The organism is Actinoplanes sp. NPDC049668 (assembly GCF_044465445.1).
In the GTDB taxonomy this organism is placed as follows: Bacteria; Actinomycetota; Actinomycetes; order Mycobacteriales; family Micromonosporaceae; genus Actinoplanes.
In genome coordinates, this window is the sequence record NZ_JBITLR010000005.1 from 553042 (window position 1) to 577732 (window position 24691).

A 24691-nucleotide genomic window follows, 5' to 3' on the forward strand; every position below is an offset into this window, starting at 1 on the left:
GATCAAGCAGAGGTCGGGCGCCGCCGTCAGCGGGCGGTGCGGATCCTCTGCGACCAGATACCCAGAGCCATGACACGGACGCTAACAGCAGCGGGTGCGCGGGTTCATCCGTTTTTCGCGCCCGCCACCGAGCCGCTACCAGCGGGTAACCAACCCACTTCGATCCGCGACGGTGCGCCGGGTACCGTCCGGGGCGACGGCGGGACGCCCGAACGGCTTATTTCCCGGTCGGGGGTGTGTATCGGTGATGGTTTCGGGTGGTTGGAGACGATCCTGGAAGCGGCTAGCCGAGAGGGAGAGAACGTGAGCAGAGTCGCCGTCCTGGAAGGACTCGGTATGGCGGTGCCCAGCCGCCGGGTCCCCAACGACGAACTGGCGCCGGCGCTCGAGGTCACCGACGAGTGGATCCGACGCCGGACCGGGATCGCCGAGCGCCGCGTCGTCGAGCCGGGCACCACCACCGCCGACCTGGCCAGCACGGCGGGCCGCAACGCGCTCAAGTCGGCGCAGGCCGATTCGGTGGATGCGGTGATCGTGGCGACCACCACCCCGGACCGGCTGAGCCCGGCCACCGCGCCGGAGGTCGCCTGGCGGGTCGGTGTCGCGCCCGCCGCCGCGTTCGACCTCGCCGCGGTGTGCAGCGGCTTCGTCTACGGGCTGGCCGCGAGCGCCGGCCTGATCGCGGCCGGCATCGCCGAGCGGGTGCTGCTGATCGGCGCGGAGACCAACTCGTACTTTCTGCAGCAGGTGCCGCAGGCCCGCGGGCCGGCGATCCTGTTCGGCGACGGTGCCGGCGCGGTGGTGCTGCGCGCGGGCACCGCGGACGAGCCCGGCGCGCTCGGCCCGTTCGACCTGGGCAGCGACGGCGGCGCCGCGGACCTGATCCGGATCGAGTCCGGCGGCAGCCGCCAGCGGGCCCGGGGCACGGCCGCGCCGGAGGACCTGTACTGGGCGGTCACCGGGCAGGAGGTCTACCGCCGGGCGATCGAGCACATGACCCAGTCCAGCCTGCGGGTGCTCAGCGCCGCCGGGCGCGGTGTGGCCGACGTGGACCGGTTCGTGGCGCACCAGGCCAACCAGCGGATCCTGGACCGGGTCGCGGAGCTGGTCGGGGTGGCCGAGGACCGGCGGATCGGCAACGTGGCCACGCTCGGCAACACCGGCGCGGCGTCCATCCCGCTGGCCCTGGGCGACGCCTGCCGCGACGGGTCGCTGCGCGCCGGGCACCGGCTGCTGGCGACCTCGTTCGGCGGCGGCCTGACCTGGGGGTCCGCGCTGCTGACCTGGCCCGTGATCGACGCGGTCGGCAGCGAGCAGTGAGCCGGCGGTCAGCGCCGCGGCGGTGACAGGGCCTGGTTCTGCTGCGGGCCGAACGCGGTCAGGAACCGGTCGCGGAAGGCGTTCATCGGCCACACCGGCGCCTGCGGCGCCGGCTCGATACCCTCGCTCCAGCCCCAGTCCGCGACCCGGTCGAGCACCTTGCGGTCCCGGGTGACGATCGAGATCGGCACGTCGTGGCTCGCGGTGGCGCCGACCACGATCGGCGCGGGCTGGTGGTCGCCGAGGAAGACCAGGACCAGGTTGTCGTCGCCGTACTCCTGCACCCAGGAGATCAGGCTGTCGATCGAGTACTTGACGGACTTGGCGTACTCCTCGCGTACCCGGTCGGCGTCCTTCCAGACCTCGCCCGGCTTCGGCGCGCTCTTCTGCTGCTCGGCGTAGATCGAGCCGTCGCCGACCTCGTCCCAGCCGACCAGCGTGGGAACCGGCGCCCACGGGGTGTGGCTCGAGACGAACGTGACCTCGGCCATCAGCGGCTGCCGGCCCGGCCGCGTGTACTCCCGGTCGGTGAACGACTTGAGGGTGAACTGGTCCGGCATCGTGGCCCAGCTGAACGCCGGGCCGTGGTAGCCCAGCGTCAGCGAGTCGTAGACCTTGTCGAAGCCGTAGAACCGGCCCTCGGGCCAGGCGAAGGTCACCCCGGGCTCGACGCCGACCGTCTGCCAGGCGTCCGACTTGCCGAACGCGCTGGTCAACGTCATCCGGTCGCCCGAGACCAGGCTGCGGTAGCGCTGCTCGTTGTCGATCCACACGCCGGACTGGAACGTCGCGTGCGCCAGCCAGCTGCCGCCGCCGGAGGTCGGCGACGTCAGGAAGCCGCTGCGGGCGGAGAAGCCGTCGGCTGCCAGCCGGCGATCGCCGTCGGCCAGCGCCGCGTCGACGCGCTCCGACAGCTTCGGGTCCTCGATCGCCGAGCGCCCGTAGCTCTCGATGAACGTGAACACCACGTCCTTGCCACGCAGCGCGGTCAGCAGCTGGTCGCCCGGCAGGTCGCGGAACGCGTCGTCGCGGGCCTCGGCGGCGAACGCGCGGCGGTCCTCGATCGCCTCGGGCACCTTCAGCACGTTGTCGCGGGCCAGGTCGGCGGCGCTGTCCGAGGCCACGTACACCCCGGGCACGAACGAGGTGCCGAGGAAGACCGTGGCCAGCCACGCCGTCGCGACCACGGCGATGCCGCGCTCGGCGGCGGTCCGGTGCGCGGCCGTGACCCGCGCCAGCCGGCGTACGGCCAGGACCATCAGCACCGGCACCGCCACGGCCAGCAGCACCGCCCCGGCGACCGCGCCGACCGCGCCGGCCATGCCGAAGGAGTCCCGGACGAAGCGGTAGCCGTCGACGAACAGCGGCCAGTCCAGCACCGGGTTGAACGCCCGGGACAGGAAGTTGAAGAAGCCCATGTCGATGATCTTGATCAGGGTCAGCAGGCCGAGGACCGCGCCCGCGATCCCGGCGGCGATCCCGCGGGCCCGGGCCGGCAGCACCAGCAGCACCGCGAACGCGACGATTCCCTCGATCGGGATGCGGACGAACGCGGCGGGTATCGACGAACCGGCCGGCAGCCGGGTGATCTGGTCCGGCACCACCAAGGCCAGATAGACCAGGGCCGCGGCGAGCACGGTGATCACCCAGGCGACGGCGCGACCTGCGCCGACGCCCTTTGCCGGGGTACGGCGAAAGCGCTTGAAGTACGACAACCCGACGATCCTTACGATGCTGGAGTCCGAGGAGACGGTCGGACTGTACTCACCATGAGTAGCACGCGCCCACGAGCGGGCCATCGATCGACAGCTGGAGGCGACACATGACGATCGCGCAGACCTACGCCGACTTCGGCACCCGCGAGGCCCGCGGGGTGTCACCGGCGTACGAGCGGCTGGCCCACGCCGTGTCCGGCGACGCCGAGCTGCTCGCGCTCATCGCCACCCTGCCACCGGCGAAGCGGCAGCCGAACCTGCTCTTCGGCGTGGTCCGCCTCCTCGGCGGGCCGGTCGAGGACCCGGCCGCGTTCCACGACTACGTGGTGGCGAACTGGGCGGCGATCGCGCCGCAGCTGCTGTCCCGGGCGACACAGACCAACGAGGCCGGGCGCTGCGCGGCGCTGCTGCCCGTACTCGCCGCGCTGCCGGGACCCCTCGCCCTGCTGGAGGTCGGCGCCTCCGCCGGCCTGTGCCTCTACCCCGACCGGTACTCCTACCGCTACGGCGAGCACCGGCTCGGCGACGGCGGGCCGCTGCTGGAGTGCGAGGCGACCGGGCTGACGCCGCCGGCGCGCGTACCGCAGGTGGTGTGGCGGGCCGGCCTGGACCTGAACCCGCTGGATGTGGCCGACCCGGCGGACGTCGCCTGGCTCGACTCCCTCATCTGGCCGGAGCAGACCCACCGCCGGGCCCGGCTGGCCGCGGCGGCCGCGCTCGCCGCGGCCGACCCGCCCCATCTGGTACGCGGTGACGTGCTCGACGACCTGCCGGCGCTGGCCGCGCAGGCGCCGCCGGACGCGACCCTGGTGGTGTTCCACACCTCGGTGCTCTACCAGGTGCCCGCGCCGCGGCGGGCGGCGTTCGCCGAGGTGGTGACCGCGCTGCCCGGCCACTGGATCGCCAACGAGTCCCCGGAGGTGGTGACCCACCGGGCGCTGCCGGAGCCGCCGGACGACGCGCTGTACAACGTGCTCGCCCTCGACGGCCGCCCGCTGGCCTGGACCCGGTCGCACGGCGAGCGCCTCGCCTGGTTCGGCTGAACGCCGCGGCGGCCGGTCAGTGCCGGAAGCCGTTGACCAGGTTCGTCAGCTCGGTGGCCATGTTGGTCAGGTCGGCGGCGGCCTGCTGGGTGCTCTTGGCACCCTCGGCGGTCGAGGAGGCGATCTCGGCCACCCCGGAGACGGTACGGGCCACCGAGCCGCTGCTGGTCGCGGCGTCGGTCACGGACCGGCTCATCTCCGCGGTGGTGGCGGTCTGCTCCTCCACCGCGGACGCGATCGTGGTGGTGTAGTCGCCGAGCTGGCGGATGACGTCGGTGATCTGGCTGATCGCGTGCCCGGCGGTGCCGCTGGACGCCTGGATCGCGGCGATCCGGGCGGTGATCTCCTCGGTGGCCTTCGCGGTCTGCTGCGCCAGGTCCTTGACCTCGCCGGCGACGACCGCGAAGCCCTTGCCGAGCTCGCCCGCCCGGGCCGCCTCGATGGTGGCGTTGAGCGCGAGCAGGTTCGTCTGCTCGGCGATCGAGGTGATCAGCCGCACCACGTCGCCGATCTCCGCGCTCGCGGTGCCGAGCTCGGCGACGTCCCCGGTGGTGCGCTCCGCGACCTGCGTGCCGTGCTGCGACACCTGCGCGGCCTGCGCGGCGTTGGAGGCGATCTCGGCGATCGACGCGGTCATCTCCTCCGCGCCCGCCGCGATCGTCTGCACGCCGAGGTTGGTCTCGTCGGTGGCGGTGGTGGCCGCCGCGGCCCGCTCCGCCGCCTCGGCGGCACCGGCCAGCAGCTGGGTGCTGACCGCGGACAGCTCCTCCGCGGCCGCCGACAGGGTGACCGCGACCTGTGACATGCGGTCCATGCTGTGGCGCACCGTGGTGATGCCGGTGTCCAGCTCCGTGGCCATCCGGCCCAGCTCGTCGCGCCCGGTCACCGCGGCCCGCACGGTCAGGTCCCCCTCGGCCAGGGCGCCGCTGACCCGGCCCACCGCCGTCAGGGTGCGCATGATCCCGCGGACCACCAGGTAGGCGATGGCGAACGACAGCAGCACCCCGATCACCAGCACGATGATCATCTGATTGCGGGCGGCCTTGTACGCGGCCGCGGTCTCGGCCCGCTTTTGGTCCGCGATCTCCTTCTCGATCGCGACCAGCCCGTCCAGGGCCTCCTCGGTGGCCTGCAGCGCCGGGGCGGCGGTGGAGTCGCGGATCTGCCCGAAGGCCGCGAGGTCGCCGGCGAGCGCCAGCGGCAGCAGCTTCTCGTCGCGCACCTTGCGCAGCTGGCCCAGCGAGGTGCGGTAGCGGTCGGCCAGGTCCTCCCGGCCGGTCATGTCCGTGGCGGCGTACTCGGCGAAGGCCTGGTCCGCCTGGGCGTCCGCCTTGGCCATCGCCTCCTTCTCCGAGGTCATCGCGCTCATGCTCGTGCTGCCCAGCGTGTCCAGCGCCGCCACCCAGGAACGCTGCACGCCCTGTTGCACCGTGCCGAGCTGCGCCACCGGCAGCAGGTTCTGGCTGTACAGGTACTCGGCCGCGTCCGCGGTCGCCGACAGCTTCTGCAGGCCGACGACGCCGACCACCACGGCGGCCAGCGCCGCCGCCAGCACCGCCGCGTACACCTTCACCCGCAGCGACAGGTCACTCAGCCAACGCACAGAATCATCCCCCGTAGAACCTCGCCCGGCGCGTACGCCCCCGGCTGCGCACAGCCCTCACCACACTCATCGGCAACAGTGGTCCGAGGGCTGAGCCGCAGGGGCCGCGCGGTCGTACGTTGAGCACATGTTCGAGCTGGCGTCGCGCGCGCGGACGCTGCCCGGCTGGTTCTGGCCCGCGGCGAACCTGGCGACGGGCTGCGGCCTCTATTCCATCACGATGATCGACTGGTGGCGGGCCGCCGGCGGATACCCGGGTCTCGCGGACGCGGCGCTCGCGGCCGTGATCGCGTCCGGCGGCATCGCGGCCTACCGCTGGCCGCGGGCCGGGCTGTGCGTGGCGTTCGCCGGCTGCGCCGTCGCCATGCTCACCGAGCACCCGGTCTGGCCGGTGGGCCTCTCGGTGCTGATGGCCCTGTTCTACGTCGGCCGGCGCCGCAACACCGCGGAGGCGTTCTGGATCACCCTGCTCGCCACCGTCTGCGCGGTGCTGCTGGCACTGCGCTACTCGACGTTCCCGGACCCGGCGGTGCCGCTCTGGGCGTGGGTGGGCTGGGCCATGACCGCCGGTGCCTTCGGGTCGATCGCACAGAGCCACCACCTCTTCCTGGCGAGCAAGGCGGCCCGGGCGGAGGCGAAGCGCGCCGAGCGGCGCCAGGCCGCCCGTCAGATGATCACCGAGGAGCGGCTGCGCATCGCCCGGGAGCTGCACGACACCGTCGGCCACAGCCTCACCATGATCAGCGTGCAGTCCGGGGTGGCCGCGCACGTGCTCGACAGCGACCCCGGCGCGGTCCGCTTCGCCTTGGAGCACATCCACGAGGCCAGCACGGCGGCGCTCGACGAGATCCGCACGACGCTGGGGCTGCTGCGCGGCGACGAGCCGGCCGGTCCGGCGGGCGGGCCCGGCGAGACCCTGCAGAGCCTGGTCGACCGCGTGCGGGACGGCGGGCTGCCCGTCGAGCTGGAGATCACCGGTGACCCGGGCAGGCTGCCGACGGCCGTCGACCGGACGCTCTACCGGGTGACCCAGGAGAGCCTGACCAACGCCGTACGCCACGCGCGGAACGTGACCCGGGTCGGCGTCCACGTCGAGTTCGGGCCGGGGCAGGTCCGGATGGAGATCACCGACGACGGTGACCCGGTCGACCCGGTCCGCGTACGGGCGGGCGCTGCGGCCGGGCACGGCATCCTCGGCATGCGCGAGCGCCTGGCCGCGCTGGGCGGCTCGCTGACCGCCGTGCCGCGGCGAGAGGGCGGCTTCCGGGTGACCGCGACGATGCCGACGGGGGTCGCGCCGTGACGCTGCGCGTGCTGATCGCCGACGACCAGGAGCTGATCCGGGCCGGCTTCCGCGTCCTGATCGACAGCGCCGCCGACATGGCCACCGCGGGCGAGGCGCAGGACGGCGCGGCCGCCGTCGCGGCGGCCGCTCGGCTGCGGCCCGACGTGGTGCTCATGGACATCCAGATGCCCACCATGGACGGCATCGAGGCGACCCGGCGGATCTGCGCCGAACCGGACCTGGCCGCGGTGCGGGTGCTCATCCTGACCACGTTCGGCCACGACGACTACGTGTTCGCCGCGCTGCGGGCCGGCGCGAGCGGCTTCCTGCTCAAGGACACCCGCCCGGCCGACCTGCTGGCCGCGGTGCGCACCATCGCGGCGGGCGAGAGCCTGCTGTCGCCGCGGATCACGAGCATGCTCATCGAGAAGTTCGTGACCGAGCCGGCGCCGAGCGGCCCGGCCGTGGCGGAGCTGGACCAGCTCACCGACCGTGAGCGCGAGGTGCTGACGCTGGTGGCCCGGGGACGCAGCAACGAGGAGCTCGCCGCCGACCTGGTGATCAGCCCGCTGACGGCGAAGACGCACGTGAGTCACATCTTCACCAAGCTCGGCGCGCGCGACCGGGCGCAGCTGGTGATGCTCGCCTACGAGGCCGGCCTGGTGCACCCCGGCGCGTGAGGTACTCCCGGCGGAGTACGCCAGGTGCCATCCCGGGGCCGATGCCGCGAATCGGGAAAAAGGCGACGCTATTGGTGTGTTCCTGACAGGGGAACCGAGCTCCCGGAAGGAGCGCCGACTCATGAACAAGAACATCCTCAGGTGGGCCGCGGCACCCGTCGGGCTGACCGCGTCCGCCGCGGTGGTGCTCGGCTTCTCGAGCGCCGCGTTCACCAGCACCCAGACCAACGCGGACAACTCGTTCGCCACCCACGACAACGTCGCCCTCCAGCTGACCGACGGCGCGAACTCGGCCCTGGCGACCCTGCCCCTGTTCGACGCCGACGCGGCACACCTCAACGGCAAGGCGGCCGACGGCGTCCTCAAGCCGGACGACACGATCTCCAACTCGATCACCGTCAACTACACCGGCCGGGACGCCGCCCGCGTCGCGCTGACCTCGACGGGCGCGTCCAGCGCGCTGGCCGACGACCTGCTCGTCACCGTCCGCAACGCCGACACGAGCGCCGTGATCGGCACCGCGGATCAGCCGCTGAGCGCGCTGAACGTCCCGGTCCTGTGGGACGTCGCGGGCAGCGCCGGCACCCAGTCGCAGAAGTACCTCGTCACGGTGAAGCTCGACCCCACCACCACCGAGTACGACGCGACGCTCAACGGCGTCGGATTCGCGTTCACCGCGACCGCACGCTGACCACCCGCACCACCGGATAGGAAGGAGCCCCGCGATGACCACCACCACCGCGGGGCTCGGCTGGCCGGAAGCGCTGCGGATGTCGATCTCCCGCGCGGCGCTGTGGGCGCTGACCACCCTGGCCATGTGGGCGGTGGTGCTCGTGCCGTTCGGCTTCGACGCCACCGTCATCGTCTCCGGCTCGATGTCGCCGCGCGTCCGCGTCGGCGACATCGTCGTCACCAAGGACCTCGACGAGAGCACCGAGCTGCTCGGCAAGGTCGTCACCGTCGACAACCCGGCCCGGCCCGGGACGCTGCTGACCCACCGCATCGTCGCGATCAACCCCGACGGCACGTACATCACCCAGGGCGACGCCAACCCCACGCCGGACCTGCTGCCCGTGCACCGCGACGCCGTACGCGGCCGCGCGTTCCTCCTGGTGCCCTGGGTCGGCATGTCCTTCATGTGGGCCAGGCAGCACGACGTCCTGCCGCTCGTGCTGACCGTCGCCGGCTTCGCCGGCCTGCTGGCGGGCGTGCAGCCGGCCGGCCGCTCGCACCTGCCCGGCTTCCGCCGCAACGCGGTCCTCACCCTCGCCGTCTCGCTCGTGGCGGGTGCCAGCGTCATCGCGCCGGCCACCGTCAACCGCTCGTCGGCCGCCGCGTACACCGCCACGGTCGTGAGCGCCGCCAACTCGTTCGCCGCGGGCCACCGGACGCCGTCCGGGCCACTGGTGACCGGTGCGACAGACCCGCTGTTCACCTCCGGCGACCCGACATTCTCGGTACCCGGCGCGCAGACCCTCACCCGCACCATCTCGGTGACCTACGACCCGGCACCCGGCTCGTACCAGCCCGACCTGCGCCTGTACGCGGCCAACGCGTCCTACACCGGCTCGGGCACGGACGTGGCGAAGTGGCTGCACATCGTGATCGAGCGCGTCGACGGCGCGTCGGCCACCACCGTCTACAACGGCACCCTCGCCGACCTGAACAACAACCACGGCCGGTGGGCGCCGATCGACCTCGGGTGGACACCGTCCGCGCGGCAGACGCTGACGTTCCGCTTCACCGTCACCCTCGACGCGCCGCAGCACAACACGAACGCCGGCACCGTGACCACGGACCTCCGCTGGTTCGACGTGCGCAACCAGTGGGTGGAGCCGCAGGTGCTCTCGACGGCCAACGCGTCGAACACGTGGTCGTACCGGCCGCCGGCGGCCGGCCGGTCAACGCGGGCGCAGGTGCTCGACGACCAGGCCGTGCCGCTCGGCCAGCCGCCGCGCGATCAGTGAGCGGTGGCAGGCCTCCGGGTCGGCCTCGACGCAGAACAGCGCCGCGGCGCCGCCGTCCGGCAGCGCCGCGGCGATCGGCGTGAGGTCGGCGCGTTCGAGAATCTCGGCGGTGTAGCCGCGGGCGTACCCGTCGGCCAGCTCGTGGCGCGAGCGCTTGCCGACACCCTGGCGGTCGTCCTCGGCGTACTGGATCCGGCGCAGCTCGGTGGTCGGCGCGAGCTCGGGATGATGCTGGTAGCCGATCCCGGCCCCGGCCAGGGCCGCCTGCAGCCGGGCCGAGTTCGCCCAGGCGTACTCCGGCCCGCGGACGCCGCGGCGCTGGCGCACGTCGAGCAGCAGGCGCACGTCGGCGTCGCGCAGCCGCCGCAGGAACGACTCGCCGTCGAAGCCGTACGCGCCGATCGTCACCACAGCGAGCATCAGGGATCACCTTTCCATCCGTCGCCCGATAGCGTCCCCGCATGCGGATTCTGCACCTGTCCGACACCCACCTCGGCCGAGCCGGCGCCCGCGAGTCGCTGAGCCGCCTCCTGCACGACTGCCGTGAGCTCGCCGGGCTGAGCGCGGTCGTGGTCACCGGGGACGTCGCCGACGACGGCACCACCGAGGCGTACACGGCCGCACTGGAACTCGTCGGCGGCTTCGCCCGCCGGCACCGCATCCCGGCGATCTTCACCACCGGCAACCACGACGAGCGGGCGGCGTTCACCGCCGTGCTGGGCACCGGCCACCTCGACGCCGAGGGCCGGGACCGGCCCGACAGCCGGCTCGACGCGCCGGGCGGCGAACGGGCGGCGGTGACCGTCGTCGACGGCTACCGCGTCGTGACCCTGGACTCGCTGGTCCCGGGCAGCGGCTACGGGCTGATCGGCGCGGCGCAGCTGGCCTGGCTGCGCGACGTGCTGGCCGAGCCGGCACCGAACGGGACCGTCCTGGCCTTCCACCACCCGCCGGTCGTCGTTCCCGGCGAGCCGCTGCAGGAGGCCCTCGGGCTGCGCGACGGCCCCGACCTGGCCGGCGCCGTCGGCGGGACCGACGTGCGGCTCATCCTCTGCGGACACTTCCACCTTCAGCTGTACGGGATGCTCGCGTCCGTGCCGGTCTGGGTCACGCCGGGCGTCGTCGACCGCATCGACCTGACCGCGACCCCGGGAACGTTGCGCGGGGTCCGGGGCGCGTCGGCGTCGCTGATCGACCTCGGCGGCCCGCACTCACGCTGCACGCCCGGGACCCGCACGCCGGCGAGACGGCCTACGAGGCCGACGCGGCCGCCGTGAGCGCCGCGGTCGCCCGGCTGGGCCGGCCGAATTCTCAGCATGGCGGGCCGGCCGCCGATTCCTAGCGGTGCCACGTCCCGCGATGAGACCGAGGTCACCACATGTCCGCTCGTACCCGGCCCGCCCTCCTGCTCGCCACCGCCTCGGTGGCCGTCGGCCTGCTGCTCGCGCCCGGCGCGGCCTTCGCCGCGAACCCCACCGCCGGCGTGCTGTGCGCCGACGAGGAGGAGTGCACTGACGACCCCGCCCCGGAGGACGAGTGCACCGACGACGAGTGCACCGATGACCCCGCCCCGGACGGGGACTTCGGCCCCGAGGAGTTGTCGGCCGCGATGGAGGCCGTCGAGGCGGCCTCGGCGGAGGCCGGGGCCCAGGGCTGGAAGATCGTGGAGGCCTTGGTGCGCACGCCGTCCTCCGGTGAACCGGACGAGGGCGAGGCGACCGTACAGGCCGACCTGGTGAACCGCCGGCTGACCTGGCACTTCACCGACAGCGACGGCACCGACCTCGGCGGCGCGGTCGACGCGGCCAAGGGCACCTGGCGTGCGCCGGAGGAGAGCTGGCACAAGAGCGTCCTGGCGATGATGGGCAGGCAGACGGTGAAGTACGTCTTCACCGCCGGCAAGGTCGACTTCGCGGAGTACCTCCAGGAGAGCCCGGCGGCCATGGCCGCCGACCTGGTGGAGCGCCTCGACGACGCGACCGAGGTGACGCGGGAGGAGCACGAGGACGGCTCGGCCGACTACCGGGTCGCCGACGAGACCGGCGAGGTGACGCTGCACGTCGGCGCGGACTCGGTCGTCACCGGCCGGGACTTCCGCCTGGAGGAGGGCGACGTCGCCTTCGAGGACTCCGCGGCGTACACCTACGGGCCGCAGTCGATCTCCATGCCGTCCGCGACGTTGACGGTCGACGCGAAGTCCCTCAAGTCCGGCCGCGCGTACCTCTCCATGGGCAACCTGGTGAACAACGCCGCCGGAGGCGGCGCGGCGAACGCCCGCAAGGCCGCCAAGGGCCGCAAGGTCTCGGTCGCGTCGGTGCGCAGCCTGGTCCGCCGCGCGGCGGCGGGCGCCAACGCACAGTCCGGCGCCGCGGTGGTTCAGATCAAGGACATCACCGCAGGCGTACGGGTATACGCCACCAACCCCTGGACGAAGAAGTCGGTGGCGTACACCGTGACGGCCGTCGGCAGGAGGGTCGTCGTCAAGAAGTCGTCCTGACTCTCAGCCGACCCGCCGCAGGGCCCGGTCCCGGCGTTCCGCGACGCTGGAGCCGGACTCGCGGCGGGCCATCCGGCGCAGCACCAGCGGGGCGATCAGCAGCCCCGCCACGGCCCAGGCGCCCAGCACCGCCGCCGTCTCCAGGTGCCGCCAGGACTCGCCGATCTCGACGGCGACCGCGCCGGGCGGCAGCAGCGCCGACCGCATGCCCAGCCCGAGCCAGTAGACCGGGAAGGCCTGCGCCACCGCCTGCAGCCATCCCGGCAGCACGGTGATCGGGTAGAAGACGCCGGAGATCGCGATCACCGCGAGGACCGGCAGGGTCAGCAGGCCCTGGCTGCGCGCGCTGGTGAAGACCGAGCCGAGCACCGCGCCGGCCGGCAGCGTGGCCACCAGTCCCAGCGCCAGCACCCCGAGCAGCCCCAGCCAGGCGGCGGGCCGGTCCACGGCCAGCCCGCGCACCAGGAGCAGCGCGGGCAGCAGGAAGATCGCCAGGTCGATGAGCAGGCCGCCGGAGACCGAGATCAGCTTGCCGGTCAGGTAGCCGAGCACGCCGTTGGGCGTGGCCTTGGCGCGCAGCAGGGTGCCGTCCTCGCGGTCGGCGGTCAGCTGCTGACTCATGCTCACCATGGCCATGGCCGTGTTCATGCCGAGGATGCTCGGCAGGACCAGGGCGCCGAGCGGGAGATCACCCGTCCCGAACTGCCGGTCGCGCAGGAACCACAGGGTGACCAGCATGAGCACCGGCCAGAAGAAGTGGTTGAACAGGTCGCCGCCGTTGGTGACCGACTGCCGCAGCTCGAGCAGGCCACGCGAGCGGCCGGCCCGTAGCGCGCTGCGTACCGGGCTCACCGCAGTGCTCCTTCCGCGCGTCCCACCAGGGACAGGTAGGTCGCTTCCAGCGACGCCCGGCGTACCTCAAGGTCCCGCAGGTCGCCGCCGTGGTCGCGGTAGAGCTGGTGCACCAGCCGGGCCGGCTCGTCGGTCGGCCGGCTGAACCGCTCGCCGCGCAGCGACCAGCGCACCTCGTCGCGGCCGGCGATCCGGCGGGCCAGCTCCTCGGCGGTACCGTCGCCGATGACCCGGCCGCCGTCGAGCACCAGGATTCGGCCGGCCAGCCGCTCGGCCTCGTCGAGGTCGTGGGTGGTGAGCAGGATCGTGGTGCGGTGCCCGGCGGCCAGCCCGCGCACGAGATCGTGGAAGTCGTGCCGGGCCGCCGGGTCGAAGCCGACCGTCGGCTCGTCCAGGAAGAGCACCTCGGGCCGGCCCACGATGCCGAGCGCGACGTCGAGGCGCCGGCGCTGGCCGCCGGAGAGCGTCCGGATCTTCTGGTCGGCCTGCCCGGCCAGCCCGACCGCGGCGGCCAGCTCGTCGGGATCCCAGGGCGTCGTATATCCGGTGTAGTAGGCGGCGACCTGCGCCAGCAGCTCGCGGACCCGCCACTTGCCGTGGTCGCGCCAGGACTGCAGCACCACGCCGACGCGGGCCCGCCAGTCCTCGCCGGCGCGCGCCGGGTCGGCGCCGAGCACCTCGACGTGCCCCGCCGACCGGGCCCGGAAGCCCTCCAGGATCTCGATCGTGGTGCTCTTGCCGGCCCCGTTCGGCCCGAGCAGCGCCAGCACCTCGCCACGCCGGACCTGGAACGTGACGTCGTGCAGCGCGTCGGTCGTCCCGTACCGCATCCGCAGGCCGGCCACGTCGACCACGACGTCGTCAGCGGTCATCGCCGCCACCGGCGAGCTCGCGGCGTACGTCCTCGGCCATTCCCGCCTGGTCGGCACCGGCGATCTCGAGCGCCCGCGGCACCGTGCCGACCTGGGTGAGCAGGACGCCGAGCAGCACGTGCCCGGGCCGGCAGTCGCTCTTGCGCCGCGCGTGCGCGAAGCCCCGCTCCAGCGCCGCCTTCGCCGTGGCGCCCAGCTGCGGCGACCCCGCCGGCAGCGGCGTCGCCCGCGGTATCCCCTCGACGCGGACCCCGGCGGCGGCGAGGCTGCGCGCGAACTCGTCGTCGAGCGCGGCGCGCACCGCCGCGTGATCGAGCCGGGCCGCCGCCAGCACGGGCGCTCCCTGCCGGGCGATCGCGAGCAGCAGGTGATGCGCCTCGATCGTCGCCGATCCCTCGTCGCGCGCCTCCTCGGCGGCAACCGCGAGCAGCGCGGCGAGGTAGTGGTCGAAACTGCTCATCCCGAGCGCCTCCTCAGCGCGACGCCGGCGGCGATGAGCCGCTTGGCGTGCTTCTTGTAAACCGCCTGGCGGGTCACGCCCAGCGCCTCGGCCACCTGCGGCCAGCCCCAGCCGGACCGCATGGCCTCCTCGACGGCGGCATCCTCCAGCCGGTCGGCCAGCCGTCGCAGCGCGCCGACGGCCGCGAGCCGGTCGGCGACCTCTCCAGATGCGGAAATCTCCACGGACATGTAAGCAACCGTAGTTGCTTAACTGGTCGCTAGTCAACTTGGGTTGCTTATAGGTCCGTGGCGCGGGGTACGGCGCGCATGTTGTAGAGGAAGCGCCCGTCCCGGAGGAAGGCGATCAGCGGGTGCACCCCGTCGGCGGGCTCGACGCCGACGAAGCGGTCGTCGCCGGCGTGGACGTAGCGGGCGGTCGTGCCGGCCTCCCCGAACTGCGCCGAGAGGCCGTGCGGGGTGTCGGTGATCTCCAGCCCGTCGGCGTCGGCCGTCACCTCGTAGGTGACGTTCGGTGCGACGTAGGTCCCCGCGAAGGTCTCCGGCCGGAACGGCACCGGCGCGGCCGGCGGCATCACCGGCGACGGCAGGCGGATACCGGCCGCGGCCGACAGGATCTGTGCCAGCACCTCGTCGATGAAGGCCGCGACGCGGCCGCCGTTCGCGTGGACGGCGAGCACCAGGCCGCGGTCGGGCAGGACGCGCCAGAGCGTGGTCTGGCCCGGGACGCCGCCGTCGTGGCCGACCAGGCGCCGGCCGTCCCAGTCGAAGAGCATCAGACCGAGGCCCCAGGCGACCGCGGACCGCCCGCCCAGGCGCGGCAGCGTGACCTGCGGCCGGCACATCCCGGCGAAAGTCCCCGCGGGCAGCACCCGCGTCCCGTCCTCGGCCACGCCGTCGGCCAGCAGCATCCGCCCCCACCGCACGAGGTCGCGCGGCGCCGCGCTCAGCGTGGACCCGGCCGGCGCGTTCGACCGCGGCAGCAGCCGCCGGGGCGACGGCCGTGGCGGCTCGCCGACGTGCCCCACCGCGGCCCGGAACATGATCGCGTCCTCGGCGTAGAGCGCCATGTGCCGCGCGCCGAGCGGCTCGATCAGCAGCTCCCGCGTGGCGGCCTCCCAGGTGCGCCCGCGCAGCCTGGCGACCAGGGCGCCCAGCACGCAGTAGCCGGCGTTGCAGTAGGAGAACAGCTCACCCGGCGCGCTGAGCTGCCGGGCGTTGCCGCGCATGAACGCGACGAGCTTGTCGACGGCGTCGTCCCCGCGCCCGGTGTCCTCGAACAGGTCCCCGTCGAACCCGCCGGTGTGCGACAGCAGCTGCCGCACGGTGACGCTCTCCGAGGCGGCGGCGTCCAGCACCCCGAACTCGGGCAGGTACTTGCGGACCGGCGCGTCGAGATCGACCAGCCCCTCCTCGGCGAGCTGCATCACCAGGGCGGCCGTCCAGACCTTGGTGACCGACCCGATCTGGAACAGGCTGTCGGTGGTGGCCGCCACCCCGGTGTCCAGATTGACCACCCCGGTGGCCGCCTCGGCCAGCCGATCCCCCATCCCGACGGCCACCGCGGCCCCCGGCACCCCGTGTCGCCCGGCGGCCCGATCGACCCATTCCTGAAGATCCGGTAGCAGCGTCATATCGACGACCGTACCCGCGGACCTACCCCTCGGCGGCGTGGCCGCGGGCGGTCAGCTCGGTGAACCACGGTGCGGCGGAGGGGGCGACCAGCGGTGTGGTGGCCCAGAATTCACGCATCTTCTCGACGGCCGCGGTGGAGTACTCGGCGGTGTCGCCGTCGGCGCTGAAGTAGATCGCGACATGACGGTCACCGACCTTGCCGTTACGCACACACAGCAGGCCGCTGTCGTCGTCGACGTCGTTCTCGCCGCCCGCGCACATCGCCACCGGCTCGTCGTCGAAGAGGGCGAACACCTCGACGCCGGTCGTCTTCGGCCAGAAATACACCACGTGGGCACCGTCGGCGGTCCCGGCGGTGCCCATCTGTTTCAGTCCGGCGGGGCGGGCGGCCGGCACCAACACCGCATCCTGGTCCAGCTCGATGAACAGGGCGCCTTGCACCAACTCCGCCTCGGGCACGTCCGCACCCACCACCATGGGCATGGTCGACGCGCCGTCGGAGCCGTCCGTGTTCGTCGAGGCCCAGCCGCCCACGCCCAGCGCCACGGCCAGCACGCTCCCGGCGACGATCTCCCGCTTCACGATCGGAAGTGAAGCAGATTCATCTCTCCTCCGCCAGGCGGAACAACGTCTGCTGGCCGGCGACCACGAGCGCCCGTTGACCGTCCTGGATGCTGAACACCTCCAGCCGGCAGATGGTCAGGGTCCTGCCGGACTTCAGGACGGTGCCGACCGCTTCGACGTGATCGCCCACCGCGGGCGCCAGCAGGTTGACCTTGTACTCGACCGTCAGCACGTCGGCGTCCAGCGGAAACAACGTGAGGGCCGCGTAGCCGCCGGCGCTGTCGGCGATGGCACTGGTGGCACCGGCATGGATGTAGCCGTGCTGCTGGGTGACCTCCGGCCGGCGGTCCAGGGCGATGCGCACCCGCCCCGGCGCGATCTCGGTCAACCGGGCACCGAGGTGACGCATCAGGCCCTGCCGCGCGAAGCTGGCCTCGATGCGTTCGCGGACCTCCGCGCTCGCCTGTTCCATTCATTCCCCCTCGATCATCCGGCTGGCGTGAAGGTGATCCGGGCCCGCACCGGCCGGAAGCCGGCCCGCTCCAGCCCGGCGGTCACCCCCGTGCGGTACGCGTCCGCGTCCGCCACCACCTCGCGGGCCCCGCCGTCGCGCAGGACCGCGACGACATCGGCGAGCAGGGCGCCCAGCGCGTCCGGGTCGGTGAGCCCAAGATAGGCGATCATCGGGTAGCAGGCGTCGCCCGCGGCCGCGGCCAGCCCGACCGGTTCCGCGTCGCGCAGGGCGACCCGCCAGGTCTGCGGCGGGCCGGAGAGCCAGGCCAACGGGTCGGTGCCGAGGTCGACGCCGGCCACCGCCCTGGCCGTCTCCGCCCCGGTCAGGATCTGCGGCGTGGCGATCCGGGCGACCAGGGTGCCGATCTCCGCCCGGTCGGTGGCGGGCCGGAAGGTGTACCGGCCCGGCGACACCGCCCCCGGCATACCGGTACAGGCGAAGCGGATCCGCTCGCCCTGCTCGACCAGCCCCGCGAGCCGCGCGGCCGCCATCGGCGGCACGACCGCCGGCTCGTCCCGCCAGCTCGGCGGCACCGCGGCGTAATAGAGCGTCGGACCGCCGAGCGCCGCGTGCGCGGCCCGCAGCAGCTCGGCACCCACCTCCGGCTCGGCGTCCAGGTCGAACCACTCCAGCCACGGGCGGCCGACGGCGCCCGGCGGCAGAACCCAGGCGGCGCGCCCGACCACCTGGCCGCCGCGCAGGGCGACCCAGGTGCGTTCCGGCCGGTAGCCGCCGCCGGCGATCCCGTCGGCGTACCCGATCCTGGGCACGCCGGGCAGCGGGTCGGTCATGGAGGTGAACAGGTTTTCCTCGCCCGCGACGAGCGGGCGGATGACCAGGTCGGCCATGGCGTGATCCTTCGGGGCGAGCGCCCGCTCAGGCCCGCGAGGACGCCGGTACGCGGGAGGGGCGCAGAACATCGGACATGGCGTTCTGACCTCCTTCCAGCTCGTCGGCGTGGATGAAACCTATTAGAGGATCGCCCACGAGGCAATCCGCAGTGGACCGCTCAGGTCGCCGGATGATCCGGCAGCGGCGTGACCACGGGCGCCGGGTCGTCGCGCAGCCGGCTGTACAGGTGTCCGTCGCGCCACGCCCCGGCCCGGAACTCGCACGCCCGCACCACGCCCTCCAGCTGGAAGCCGGCCTTGACCAGCGACTTCTGCTCGGCGGTGTTCTCGGCGTGGGTGCCGGCCTGTATCCGCTGCGCCGGGGTGTGGCTGAACAGGTAGTCGCTCAACAGCGCCTGCGCCCGCCAGCCGATGCCCTGGCCGCGCCATTCCGGCAGCAGCACGATGCCGATCTCCCAGTACTTGGCCGTGCCGCCGTAGAGGCCCTGCCGGTGGCTCAGCAGCCCACACACCTGACCCCGCACCTCGGGAATGAGCCGGCCGTCCTCCTCGCCGAGAAACCCGTCCTGGGCGAACCGGCGGGCCGGCCGCTGCGCGTCCTGGAACCCGGCCCAGTCCAGCCCGATCAGAAACGGCTCGGTCAGAAACCGCCGAAACATCCCCAGGTCCGACTCCACCACCGGCCGCAGCCGAACCTCTGCGTGTTCCTTCATGCCGGTCGATGTTAGCGGCGTTCGCGGACGGAATCCCGATCGTGTGAACGGTTCGTCGTGGCGGTGATAGTCCGGCACGGCCTGCGCAGTGCCGGCATCGGGCCGACGTCACTCCTCAATCGGGATGACGAGCCCGCCGACGTCGAGTCCGGCGTAGTGGCCGGGCCGGCTGGTGAGCACCGCGGCGTCGTAGTCGATGGCGATCACCGCGGCGGTGGCCGCGTCGAGGCGCGGGTGAACGCGACGATCGCAGAGGTGTCCAGGACCAGCCGAACCTGCCGATCGTCGTCGCTCACGCCGCGTCGGCGGCAGGCGGCAGCCCGATCCGGGCGCGCATCGCTTCCCGCCGTTCCGGGGTCCGCCGTGCGGCGGCCGCGTCCAGCTGCTCGCGTGCGCGGGCCTTGCCCTGCTCGGTCACGGTGATGCCGGCGGCGGCGAGCATCGCCGTCATGTCGTCCCGAAGGTCGGGGCCGGGCTCAGTCATACCTACGAGGATATCGCCTGCCCCGCGCTCCCGGCACGTCCGTCTTCACCGACGCCACCGCGGACGAAGTCCTTGGGCGCCGGTGAAGAAGTCCATGATCCAGCGGGCGTCGCCGCGGGCGACGGTGAGCACCGCGCGGACGATGTCCCCGCTGTCCGCGCCCCTGAGCAGGTATTCCCGTGCGCTTGCAAGCTGGCCTTATGGCCCTGCGGGCAATGATCGTCGACTCCCCGAACCTGTGGACCACAGCTATGACGACGTCAAGGTGAGCCAGAAGCGGCTGCCGCCGCCGGGGTTGTCTGCTACCCCGATCTGGCCGCCGTGGCGTTCGATGATGCGTTGGCAGATGTTGAGGCCCAGGCCGGTGCCGGGGTATCCGCTGCTGTTGGCGCACCGGTGGAATGCGTCAAAGATCTTCCGGTAGTCGGTCGTCGGGATGCCGATGCCGCGGTCGGCTACTTCGATGCGGATGGTGCCGTCGGGCAGCGTGCGGGCGAGAATGTCGACCTCGGGTACGGCGCCGGCCGGCGTGTACTTGATCGCGTTGCCGATCAGGTTGTCCAGGACATGTCGGAGAAGCGCGGCGTCTGCCATCACGGTCGGCAGTGTCCCGGTCACCGTGACCCGGGCGGTGCCGGTGGTGGTGACGTGATCGGTGATGATGTCCCTGGCCAGGTCGTCCAGCGAGGTGGGGCCCAGGTCGAGGGCCTGCTCTGCCCGGGCGTAGTCGAGCAGTTCTTGGGTCAGCCGGCTAATTCGGCCCAGGCCGCGTTCGATGGCGGCGAGGTCGCGCTGGAAATCGTCGCCCAGCGCGCCGTAGTCCGCCCGGAGCATCTCCACGTGCGCGGTGACGCTGGCGAGCGGGTTCTTCAGATCATGCGAGGCCATGCTCATCAGCGCCCGAAGCTCCGACACGTGTTCCGCGTCGCTGCGTCCGTCGAGCGTGCCGGTCGTGACGGCAGCGGCGTCGCGGCGTCGGGCCGGGCGGAACGCGAGCAGGACGAGGGTGGCGATGAGATTGCGGGCGGCGCAGAACAGGCGGCCAGCGGTGCGAGCGGCGTCACCGTAGTCGAGCAGCGCGATCAGCTGGATGATCAAGAGGGACTCCCCGAAGGCGGGTGTTGCGGGCTGGTGGAGCCCATGTCAGCTGTCCACGGGGTGCCCGTCGAGATACCTGAACGGTTTGCGGACGCCCTGGTCAGCGGTCGACTACGGTTTTCTGTGTGGCGGAGGCGTCGGTCGACGAGACCGGTGAGGTTGCCGACCCGGTCGCGGCGTTCAAGGAACGGCTGAAGCAGCTCCGGATCGAGTGCGGCAATCCGTCGTTCCGGGAGCTGGAACGGCTGTTCGGCAAGCTCGGCTCGCCCCAGTCGAACTCCGCGATCCATGCGAAGCTGGCCGGTACGGCGCTCCCGGATCGAATGTTCGTGGAGACGTTTGTTCTGGCGTGTGTGCGGCATGCCGGCACCGGCTCGGAACCGGACCTGCAGCAGTGGCGAGACGCGCACACCCGGATGTTGGCCGATGTCGCCGCCCGGGAGGCGCTGCCGACGAGTGCGGGAGACCCGTACCGGAGGTTGGAGGCGTTCAGCGTGGACGACGCGCTCTGGTTCCACGGCCGCCAAGCCGCGGTCGATCAGGTGCTGGCCGTGCTGAACACCCAACGGCCGGCCGTGCTGCTGTTGGGCCCGTCCGGGGCGGGTAAGTCGTCGCTGGTGAACGCCGCGGTGCTGCCCGCGCTGGGCCATGGCGCGCTGCCGGGCAGCGACCGGTGGCTGCGGGTGTCCGTCCGGCCGAGGCAGAACCTGCCCGCCGAGCTGGAACGCGCCGGCCTGTCCGGTGCTGGCACGTCGCTGCCGGAGGCCCTGGGCCGGCGGCTGGCGGGGCAGCCGCCGCAGTGCCGGCTGCTGCTGGTCATCGACCAGTTCGAGGAGCTACTCACCCCGCTGGCCAATCCCGATCTTGAACAGATCCGCTGCGGGACGCTTGCGCAGCTGACCGCGGTTCTTGGCATGCCCGGGGTGACGCTGGTGCTGGTCATGCGCGACGATTTCTATCCCCAGCTGGCGGCGCAGGCCCCCGAGCTCCGCGCCGGGCTGACGCTGGTGGACCTGCCCGCCGTGCTGAGCGTGGAGCAGTTGCGGGAGATCATCGTCGAACCCGCGCGGACGGCGGGGCTGGTGTGGGAGACCGGGCTGCCGGAGCGGATCGTCGCTGACGTGCTGGCCGGCTACGACACGAGCACCACCCGGTGTGTGCCGGTCACGGTCCTGCCGCTGCTGGAGTTGACCTTGTATCAGGTGTGGGAACGCCGCGCCGGTACCCGGCTGACCCGCGACGCCTACGAGCGCATCGGCGGTGTCCGCGGCGCGCTGACGACCTGGTGCACCGCGGCCATCGAGCAACTGTCCCCGCCGGAGAGGAAATGCGCCGAACAGGTGCTGACCGCGCTGGTGCGCCCCGCCGACACCGAGCGCGGGGTACCTGCCGTCCGGCAGCAGGTCCCGGTGGACACCCTTCGGCAACTGGTCGGTCCGAGTGTTACCGATACCCCGGAGCCGGCGGGCGAATCGACGGTCGACCGGGTGCTGGCCATCCTGACCGGGCATCGAATCGTCACCACCCGTACCCTTCCGGCGGGCCACACCACCGGACCGGATCCGGACAGTTCGCATGAGGTCAGGACGCCGGTGGCGGAACTGGTTCACGACGCGGTGATCCGTGACTGGCCACTGCTTCGCGAGTGGGTGGATCGCGACCACCGCTTCCAGGACTGGCTACGCCGCACCGACGAACGGCACCGCCACTGGGTACGGCACCCAACCCCCGACGACCTGCTGCACGGCAGCGACCTTGCCGAAGGCATCGACTGGTCGGCCCACCGGTCGCTGCCCTGCGGCATCGCCGCGTTTCTTCGGGCCAGCCAGGACAATCAGCAGGCCCGAGCCCGGCGGACCCGACGGTTGAACGCGGTCCTGGCCTGCCTGCTCGCCGTCGCCCTTGCAGCCGCGGGCGTCGCGACCTGGCAGCGGCACAGAGCAGTCGACGCCCAAAGGATGGCTTTGTCCCGGCAGCTTGCCGCGCAGTCGACTGCCATCCTGCCCCGTAACCCGGACCTGGCCGATCTGCTCAGCGTGGAGGCCTACCGCATCAGCCCTACGGATGAAGCCGTCGACAGTATTTACACCGCGGTCGCCCAGCCCATCGTCCGTACTCTGACCGGCCACACCAACACATGGCCGAAGGTGGTGGCGTACAGCCCGGACGGGCATCACCTGGCCAGCGGCGGCGATAACAAGACTGTGCGGGTCTGGGACCTCGACACCGGGAAATCGCGTACCATGGCCGGCCACACCAAAGACGTGTACGCGGTGGCGTACAGCCCGGACGGGCGGCATCTGGCCAGTGCCAGCGGCGACAAGACGGTGCGGGTCTGGGACCTCGACACCGGAGTATCACGGCCCCTGACCCACAACGGTTGGGTGTACGCGGTGGCGTACAGCCCGGACGGGCGTTACCTGGCCAGTGCCGGCGGTGACGGGACGGTGCGGGTCTGGAATCTCGACACCGGGAAACCGCGCACCCTGGCCGGCCACACCGACTCGGTGTTCGCGGTGGCGTACAGCCCGGACGGGCAGTACCTGGCCAGTGCCGGCCGCGACATGACGGTGCGGGTCTGGGACCTCGACGCGGGAGAATCGCGGATCCTGGCCGGCCACACGGACAAGGTGTTCGCGGTGGCGTACAGCCCGGACGGGCATCGCCTGGCCAGTGCCGGCTTCGACCGGACGGTGCGGGTCTGGAATCTCGACACCGGGAAACCGCGGATCCTGGCCGGCCACACCAACGAGGTGTCCGCGGTGGCGTACAGCCCGGACGGGCGGCATCTGGCCAGTGCCAGCAGCGACAAGACGGTGCGGGTCTGGGACCTCGACACGGGAGAATCGCGCATCCTGGCCAGCCACCCCGGTTGGGTGTACGCGGTGGCGTACAGCCCGGACCGACGGCATCTGGCCAGTGCCGGCAGCGACATGACGGTGCGGGTCTGGGACCTCGACACCGGGAAACCGCGCACCCTGGCCGGCCACACCGACTCTGTGTTCACGGTGGCGTACAGCCCGGACGGGCGCCATCTGGCCAGTGCCGGCAGCGACAAGACGGTGCGGGTCTGGAATCTCGACACGGGAGAATCGCGCATCCTGGCCGGCCACACCGACAAGGTGTTCACGGTGGCGTACAGCCCGGACGGGCGTTACCTGGCCAGTGCCAGCGGTGACAAGACGGTGCGGGTCTGGGACCTCGACACCGGGAAACCGCGCACCCTGGCCGGCCACACCGACTCGGTGCACGCGGTGGCGTACAGCCCGGACCGACGGCATCTGGCCAGTGCCGGCTACGACATGACGGTGCGGGTCTGGAATCTCGACACGGGAGAATCGCGCATCCTGGCCGGCCACACCGGTTGGGTGTTCGCGGTGGCGTACAGCCCGGACGGGCGCCATCTGGCCAGTGCCGGCAGCGACATGACGGTGCGGGTCTGGGACCTCGACACGGGAGAATCGCGCATCCTGGCCGGCCACACCGACAAGGTGCACGCGGTGGCATACAGCCCGGACCGACGGCATCTGGCCAGTGCCAGCGGTGACGGGACGGTGCGGGTCTGGGACCTCGACACGGGAGAATCGCGCATCCTGGCCGGCCACACCGACAAGGTGCACGCGGTGGCATACAGCCCGGACGGGCGTTACCTGGCCAGTGCCAGCGGCGACATGACGGTGCGGGTCTGGGACCTCGACACCGGGAAACCGCGCACCCTGACCGGCCACACCAAAACCGTGTACGCGCTGGCGTACAGCCCGGACGGGTACCACCTAGCCAGCGTAGGCGGGGACAAAACTGTACGGGTCTGGGCAAACGCCGGTTTGACACCAGCCGCAGCAATCGACCTCATCTGTAGCAATCTCAGACGTGATCTCACCCCTGGCGAACGCAAGACGTACCTGCCATCAGCAGAATCTGACGTGCAAGCCTGCCCTCAGCCAGCACGCTGAGGTCTCAGCCCTTGACTGGCGACCTGTCCGGCAACGACGATGTCCCGGTTTTCCTGGACCTGGTGTGGATGGCCGTGGCGGGCGAGGCGCAACCTGTCCGAGCTCCGCCGTACCGGTCATGAAGACGGCCGAGAGTCGCAGCAGGCGCAGTATCCGGGCGATCGCGGGAAGGGCTGGCGTTGACGAACCGGTATGCCGGCGTCTTGGACCGCTTGCCGTGTACCGGCCGGACGAAGCCGGGCCGCAGCGCGTAACCGTTCGGAGAGGTCGCGATGATCGCGTTCTCGGTGCGTCCCTTGACGCGGGCCCAGCGGCTACGGCCTTGTTCGGTGCTATCCGTGCCGCCGGAGACGTAGACGAAGATGAGCGCGGGATTTGGCCGCGACGAGCACCCGGGCCGCCGCGAAGCAGGCATCTGCGCCGGCACGTTCCTCGCTGATCGCCGCGAAGTCGAGGAGTCGTCGTGCACCACCCGCCGAAGCATCGGGCGCGGCAGCGACACGGCCTTGGCCGGGCCGACCAGGCCCCGCGGGGGCCATAGTAGCCACCGGCCGTGGCGTCGGGGCTGGTCGCCGCGTTGAGCAGG

23 protein-coding genes are annotated in these 24691 nt (G+C 72.3%); 9 read left to right on the forward strand and 14 right to left on the reverse strand.

The features are described 5' to 3' along the window. The first annotated feature begins 303 nt into the window (after window positions 1-303). Window positions 304-1320 carry a beta-ketoacyl-ACP synthase 3 gene (locus tag ACIBSW_RS23675; RefSeq protein ID WP_354721972.1) on the forward strand — a complete coding sequence of 339 codons (1017 nt, stop codon included), beginning with the start codon at window positions 304-306 and terminating at the stop codon, window positions 1318-1320. Between the two features lie 8 nt (window positions 1321-1328). Here ACIBSW_RS23675 and ACIBSW_RS23680 read toward each other — a convergent pair whose 3' ends face one another. Next, window positions 1329-3035: a sulfatase gene (locus ACIBSW_RS23680; protein ID WP_354721971.1), complete on the reverse strand. Its 1707-nt coding sequence runs from the start codon at window positions 3033-3035 to the stop codon at window positions 1329-1331. Between the two features lie 107 nt (window positions 3036-3142). Between ACIBSW_RS23680 and ACIBSW_RS23685 the strand changes: the two genes are divergently transcribed. After that, window positions 3143-4078, forward strand: coding sequence for a DUF2332 domain-containing protein (locus ACIBSW_RS23685; RefSeq protein ID WP_354721970.1), 936 nt, complete (start codon window positions 3143-3145; stop codon window positions 4076-4078). Between the two features lie 16 nt (window positions 4079-4094). On the opposite strand, the gene ACIBSW_RS23690 is transcribed toward ACIBSW_RS23685, so the two are convergent. Next, entirely contained in the window at window positions 4095-5681 is a 1587-nt protein-coding gene (locus ACIBSW_RS23690; RefSeq protein ID WP_354721969.1) for a methyl-accepting chemotaxis protein, read from the reverse strand. Window positions 5682-5808: 127 nt separating this feature from the next. Between ACIBSW_RS23690 and ACIBSW_RS23695 the strand changes: the two genes are divergently transcribed. The 4 genes from ACIBSW_RS23695 to ACIBSW_RS23710 all read left to right on the forward strand — a co-directional run bounded on the left by ACIBSW_RS23695 (window position 5809) and on the right by ACIBSW_RS23710 (window position 9613). Next, window positions 5809-6984, forward strand: coding sequence for a sensor histidine kinase (locus ACIBSW_RS23695; RefSeq protein ID WP_354721968.1), 1176 nt, complete (start codon window positions 5809-5811; stop codon window positions 6982-6984). Beyond that, the gene (locus ACIBSW_RS23700; protein WP_354721967.1) at window positions 6981-7646 is read left to right on the forward strand and encodes a response regulator transcription factor; all 666 of its coding nucleotides are present in this window, start codon (window positions 6981-6983) and stop codon (window positions 7644-7646) included. Before ACIBSW_RS23695 ends, ACIBSW_RS23700 begins: the two co-directional genes overlap by 4 nt. A gap of 121 nt (window positions 7647-7767) precedes the next feature. Then, window positions 7768-8337, forward strand: a complete 570-nt coding sequence (locus ACIBSW_RS23705; protein ID WP_354721966.1) for a hypothetical protein — start codon at window positions 7768-7770, stop codon at window positions 8335-8337. A 34-nt stretch (window positions 8338-8371) separates the two neighbouring features. Further along, a complete protein-coding gene (locus ACIBSW_RS23710; protein WP_354721965.1) occupies window positions 8372-9613 on the forward strand; it encodes a signal peptidase I in 1242 nt (413 codons plus the stop codon). On the opposite strand, the gene ACIBSW_RS23715 is transcribed toward ACIBSW_RS23710, so the two are convergent. Then, window positions 9548-10033, reverse strand: a complete 486-nt coding sequence (locus ACIBSW_RS23715; RefSeq protein WP_354721964.1) for a DUF488 domain-containing protein — start codon at window positions 10031-10033, stop codon at window positions 9548-9550. The two genes, ACIBSW_RS23710 and ACIBSW_RS23715, sit on opposite strands and share 66 nt — an antisense overlap. 41 nt (window positions 10034-10074) lie before the next feature. Here ACIBSW_RS23715 and ACIBSW_RS23720 point away from each other — a divergent pair, with 41 nt between their 5' ends. Both ACIBSW_RS23720 and ACIBSW_RS23725 read left to right on the forward strand, forming a co-directional pair. Beyond that, entirely contained in the window at window positions 10075-10890 is an 816-nt protein-coding gene (locus ACIBSW_RS23720; RefSeq protein WP_354721963.1) for a metallophosphoesterase, read from the forward strand. A 101-nt stretch (window positions 10891-10991) separates the two neighbouring features. Continuing rightward, window positions 10992-12110 carry a hypothetical protein gene (locus ACIBSW_RS23725; RefSeq protein WP_354721962.1) on the forward strand — a complete coding sequence of 373 codons (1119 nt, stop codon included), beginning with the start codon at window positions 10992-10994 and terminating at the stop codon, window positions 12108-12110. A 3-nt stretch (window positions 12111-12113) separates the two neighbouring features. Here the strand turns inward: ACIBSW_RS23725 and ACIBSW_RS23730 are convergent, their stop codons facing one another. From ACIBSW_RS23730 to ACIBSW_RS23780, 11 genes are all read right to left on the reverse strand, one after another. Beyond that, on the reverse strand, window positions 12114-12962 hold the full coding sequence (locus ACIBSW_RS23730; protein WP_354721961.1) for an ABC transporter permease: 849 nt from the start codon (window positions 12960-12962) through the stop codon (window positions 12114-12116). Next, a complete protein-coding gene (locus ACIBSW_RS23735; RefSeq protein ID WP_354721960.1) occupies window positions 12959-13834 on the reverse strand; it encodes an ABC transporter ATP-binding protein in 876 nt (291 codons plus the stop codon). Before ACIBSW_RS23735 ends, ACIBSW_RS23730 begins: the two co-directional genes overlap by 4 nt. Further along, the gene (locus ACIBSW_RS23740; RefSeq protein WP_354721959.1) at window positions 13824-14294 is read right to left on the reverse strand and encodes a Clp protease N-terminal domain-containing protein; all 471 of its coding nucleotides are present in this window, start codon (window positions 14292-14294) and stop codon (window positions 13824-13826) included. Before ACIBSW_RS23740 ends, ACIBSW_RS23735 begins: the two co-directional genes overlap by 11 nt. After that, window positions 14291-14524 (reverse strand): hypothetical protein, encoded by a 234-nt coding sequence (locus ACIBSW_RS23745; RefSeq protein WP_184994653.1) that lies wholly within the window; start codon window positions 14522-14524, stop codon window positions 14291-14293. The genes ACIBSW_RS23740 and ACIBSW_RS23745 overlap by 4 nt, the downstream gene beginning before the upstream one ends. A gap of 47 nt (window positions 14525-14571) precedes the next feature. Beyond that, window positions 14572-15927 (reverse strand): serine hydrolase domain-containing protein, encoded by a 1356-nt coding sequence (locus ACIBSW_RS23750; RefSeq protein ID WP_354721958.1) that lies wholly within the window; start codon window positions 15925-15927, stop codon window positions 14572-14574. Between the two features lie 22 nt (window positions 15928-15949). After that, window positions 15950-16510 carry a hypothetical protein gene (locus ACIBSW_RS23755; protein ID WP_354721957.1) on the reverse strand — a complete coding sequence of 187 codons (561 nt, stop codon included), beginning with the start codon at window positions 16508-16510 and terminating at the stop codon, window positions 15950-15952. A 19-nt stretch (window positions 16511-16529) separates the two neighbouring features. Then, on the reverse strand, window positions 16530-16964 hold the full coding sequence (locus ACIBSW_RS23760) for a PaaI family thioesterase (protein WP_354721956.1): 435 nt from the start codon (window positions 16962-16964) through the stop codon (window positions 16530-16532). Between the two features lie 14 nt (window positions 16965-16978). Beyond that, window positions 16979-17854, reverse strand: coding sequence for an acetyltransferase (locus tag ACIBSW_RS23765; protein ID WP_354721955.1), 876 nt, complete (start codon window positions 17852-17854; stop codon window positions 16979-16981). Window positions 17855-18015: 161 nt separating this feature from the next. After that, window positions 18016-18570 (reverse strand): GNAT family protein, encoded by a 555-nt coding sequence (locus ACIBSW_RS23770; protein WP_354721954.1) that lies wholly within the window; start codon window positions 18568-18570, stop codon window positions 18016-18018. Window positions 18571-18862: 292 nt separating this feature from the next. Then, window positions 18863-19054 carry a hypothetical protein gene (locus ACIBSW_RS23775; protein WP_354721953.1) on the reverse strand — a complete coding sequence of 64 codons (192 nt, stop codon included), beginning with the start codon at window positions 19052-19054 and terminating at the stop codon, window positions 18863-18865. Window positions 19055-19303: 249 nt separating this feature from the next. Beyond that, window positions 19304-20152, reverse strand: coding sequence for a HAMP domain-containing sensor histidine kinase (locus tag ACIBSW_RS23780; RefSeq protein WP_354721952.1), 849 nt, complete (start codon window positions 20150-20152; stop codon window positions 19304-19306). 125 nt (window positions 20153-20277) lie between these two features. On the opposite strand from ACIBSW_RS23780, the gene ACIBSW_RS23785 reads away from it, so the two are divergent. Beyond that, window positions 20278-24105: a hypothetical protein gene (locus tag ACIBSW_RS23785; RefSeq protein ID WP_354721951.1), complete on the forward strand. Its 3828-nt coding sequence runs from the start codon at window positions 20278-20280 to the stop codon at window positions 24103-24105. Window positions 24106-24691: the final 586 nt, after the last annotated feature.

Coding starts and splice junctions, on each gene's coding strand:
- ACIBSW_RS23685 (WP_354721970.1), top strand. CDS start 3,143: ATGACGATCGCGCAGACCTACGCCGACTTCGGCACCCGCGAGGCCCGC.
- ACIBSW_RS23695 (WP_354721968.1), top strand. CDS start 5,809: ATGTTCGAGCTGGCGTCGCGCGCGCGGACGCTGCCCGGCTGGTTCTGG.
- ACIBSW_RS23705 (WP_354721966.1), top strand. CDS start 7,768: ATGAACAAGAACATCCTCAGGTGGGCCGCGGCACCCGTCGGGCTGACC.
- ACIBSW_RS23710 (WP_354721965.1), top strand. CDS start 8,372: ATGACCACCACCACCGCGGGGCTCGGCTGGCCGGAAGCGCTGCGGATG.
- ACIBSW_RS23715 (WP_354721964.1), bottom strand. CDS start 10,033: ATGCTCGCTGTGGTGACGATCGGCGCGTACGGCTTCGACGGCGAGTCG.
- ACIBSW_RS23720 (WP_354721963.1), top strand. CDS start 10,075: ATGCGGATTCTGCACCTGTCCGACACCCACCTCGGCCGAGCCGGCGCC.
- ACIBSW_RS23725 (WP_354721962.1), top strand. CDS start 10,992: ATGTCCGCTCGTACCCGGCCCGCCCTCCTGCTCGCCACCGCCTCGGTG.
- ACIBSW_RS23735 (WP_354721960.1), bottom strand. CDS start 13,834: ATGACCGCTGACGACGTCGTGGTCGACGTGGCCGGCCTGCGGATGCGG.
- ACIBSW_RS23740 (WP_354721959.1), bottom strand. CDS start 14,294: ATGAGCAGTTTCGACCACTACCTCGCCGCGCTGCTCGCGGTTGCCGCC.
- ACIBSW_RS23745 (WP_184994653.1), bottom strand. CDS start 14,524: ATGTCCGTGGAGATTTCCGCATCTGGAGAGGTCGCCGACCGGCTCGCG.
- ACIBSW_RS23750 (WP_354721958.1), bottom strand. CDS start 15,927: ATGACGCTGCTACCGGATCTTCAGGAATGGGTCGATCGGGCCGCCGGG.
- ACIBSW_RS23760 (WP_354721956.1), bottom strand. CDS start 16,964: ATGGAACAGGCGAGCGCGGAGGTCCGCGAACGCATCGAGGCCAGCTTC.
- ACIBSW_RS23765 (WP_354721955.1), bottom strand. CDS start 17,854: ATGGCCGACCTGGTCATCCGCCCGCTCGTCGCGGGCGAGGAAAACCTG.
- ACIBSW_RS23770 (WP_354721954.1), bottom strand. CDS start 18,570: ATGAAGGAACACGCAGAGGTTCGGCTGCGGCCGGTGGTGGAGTCGGAC.
- ACIBSW_RS23775 (WP_354721953.1), bottom strand. CDS start 19,054: ATGACTGAGCCCGGCCCCGACCTTCGGGACGACATGACGGCGATGCTC.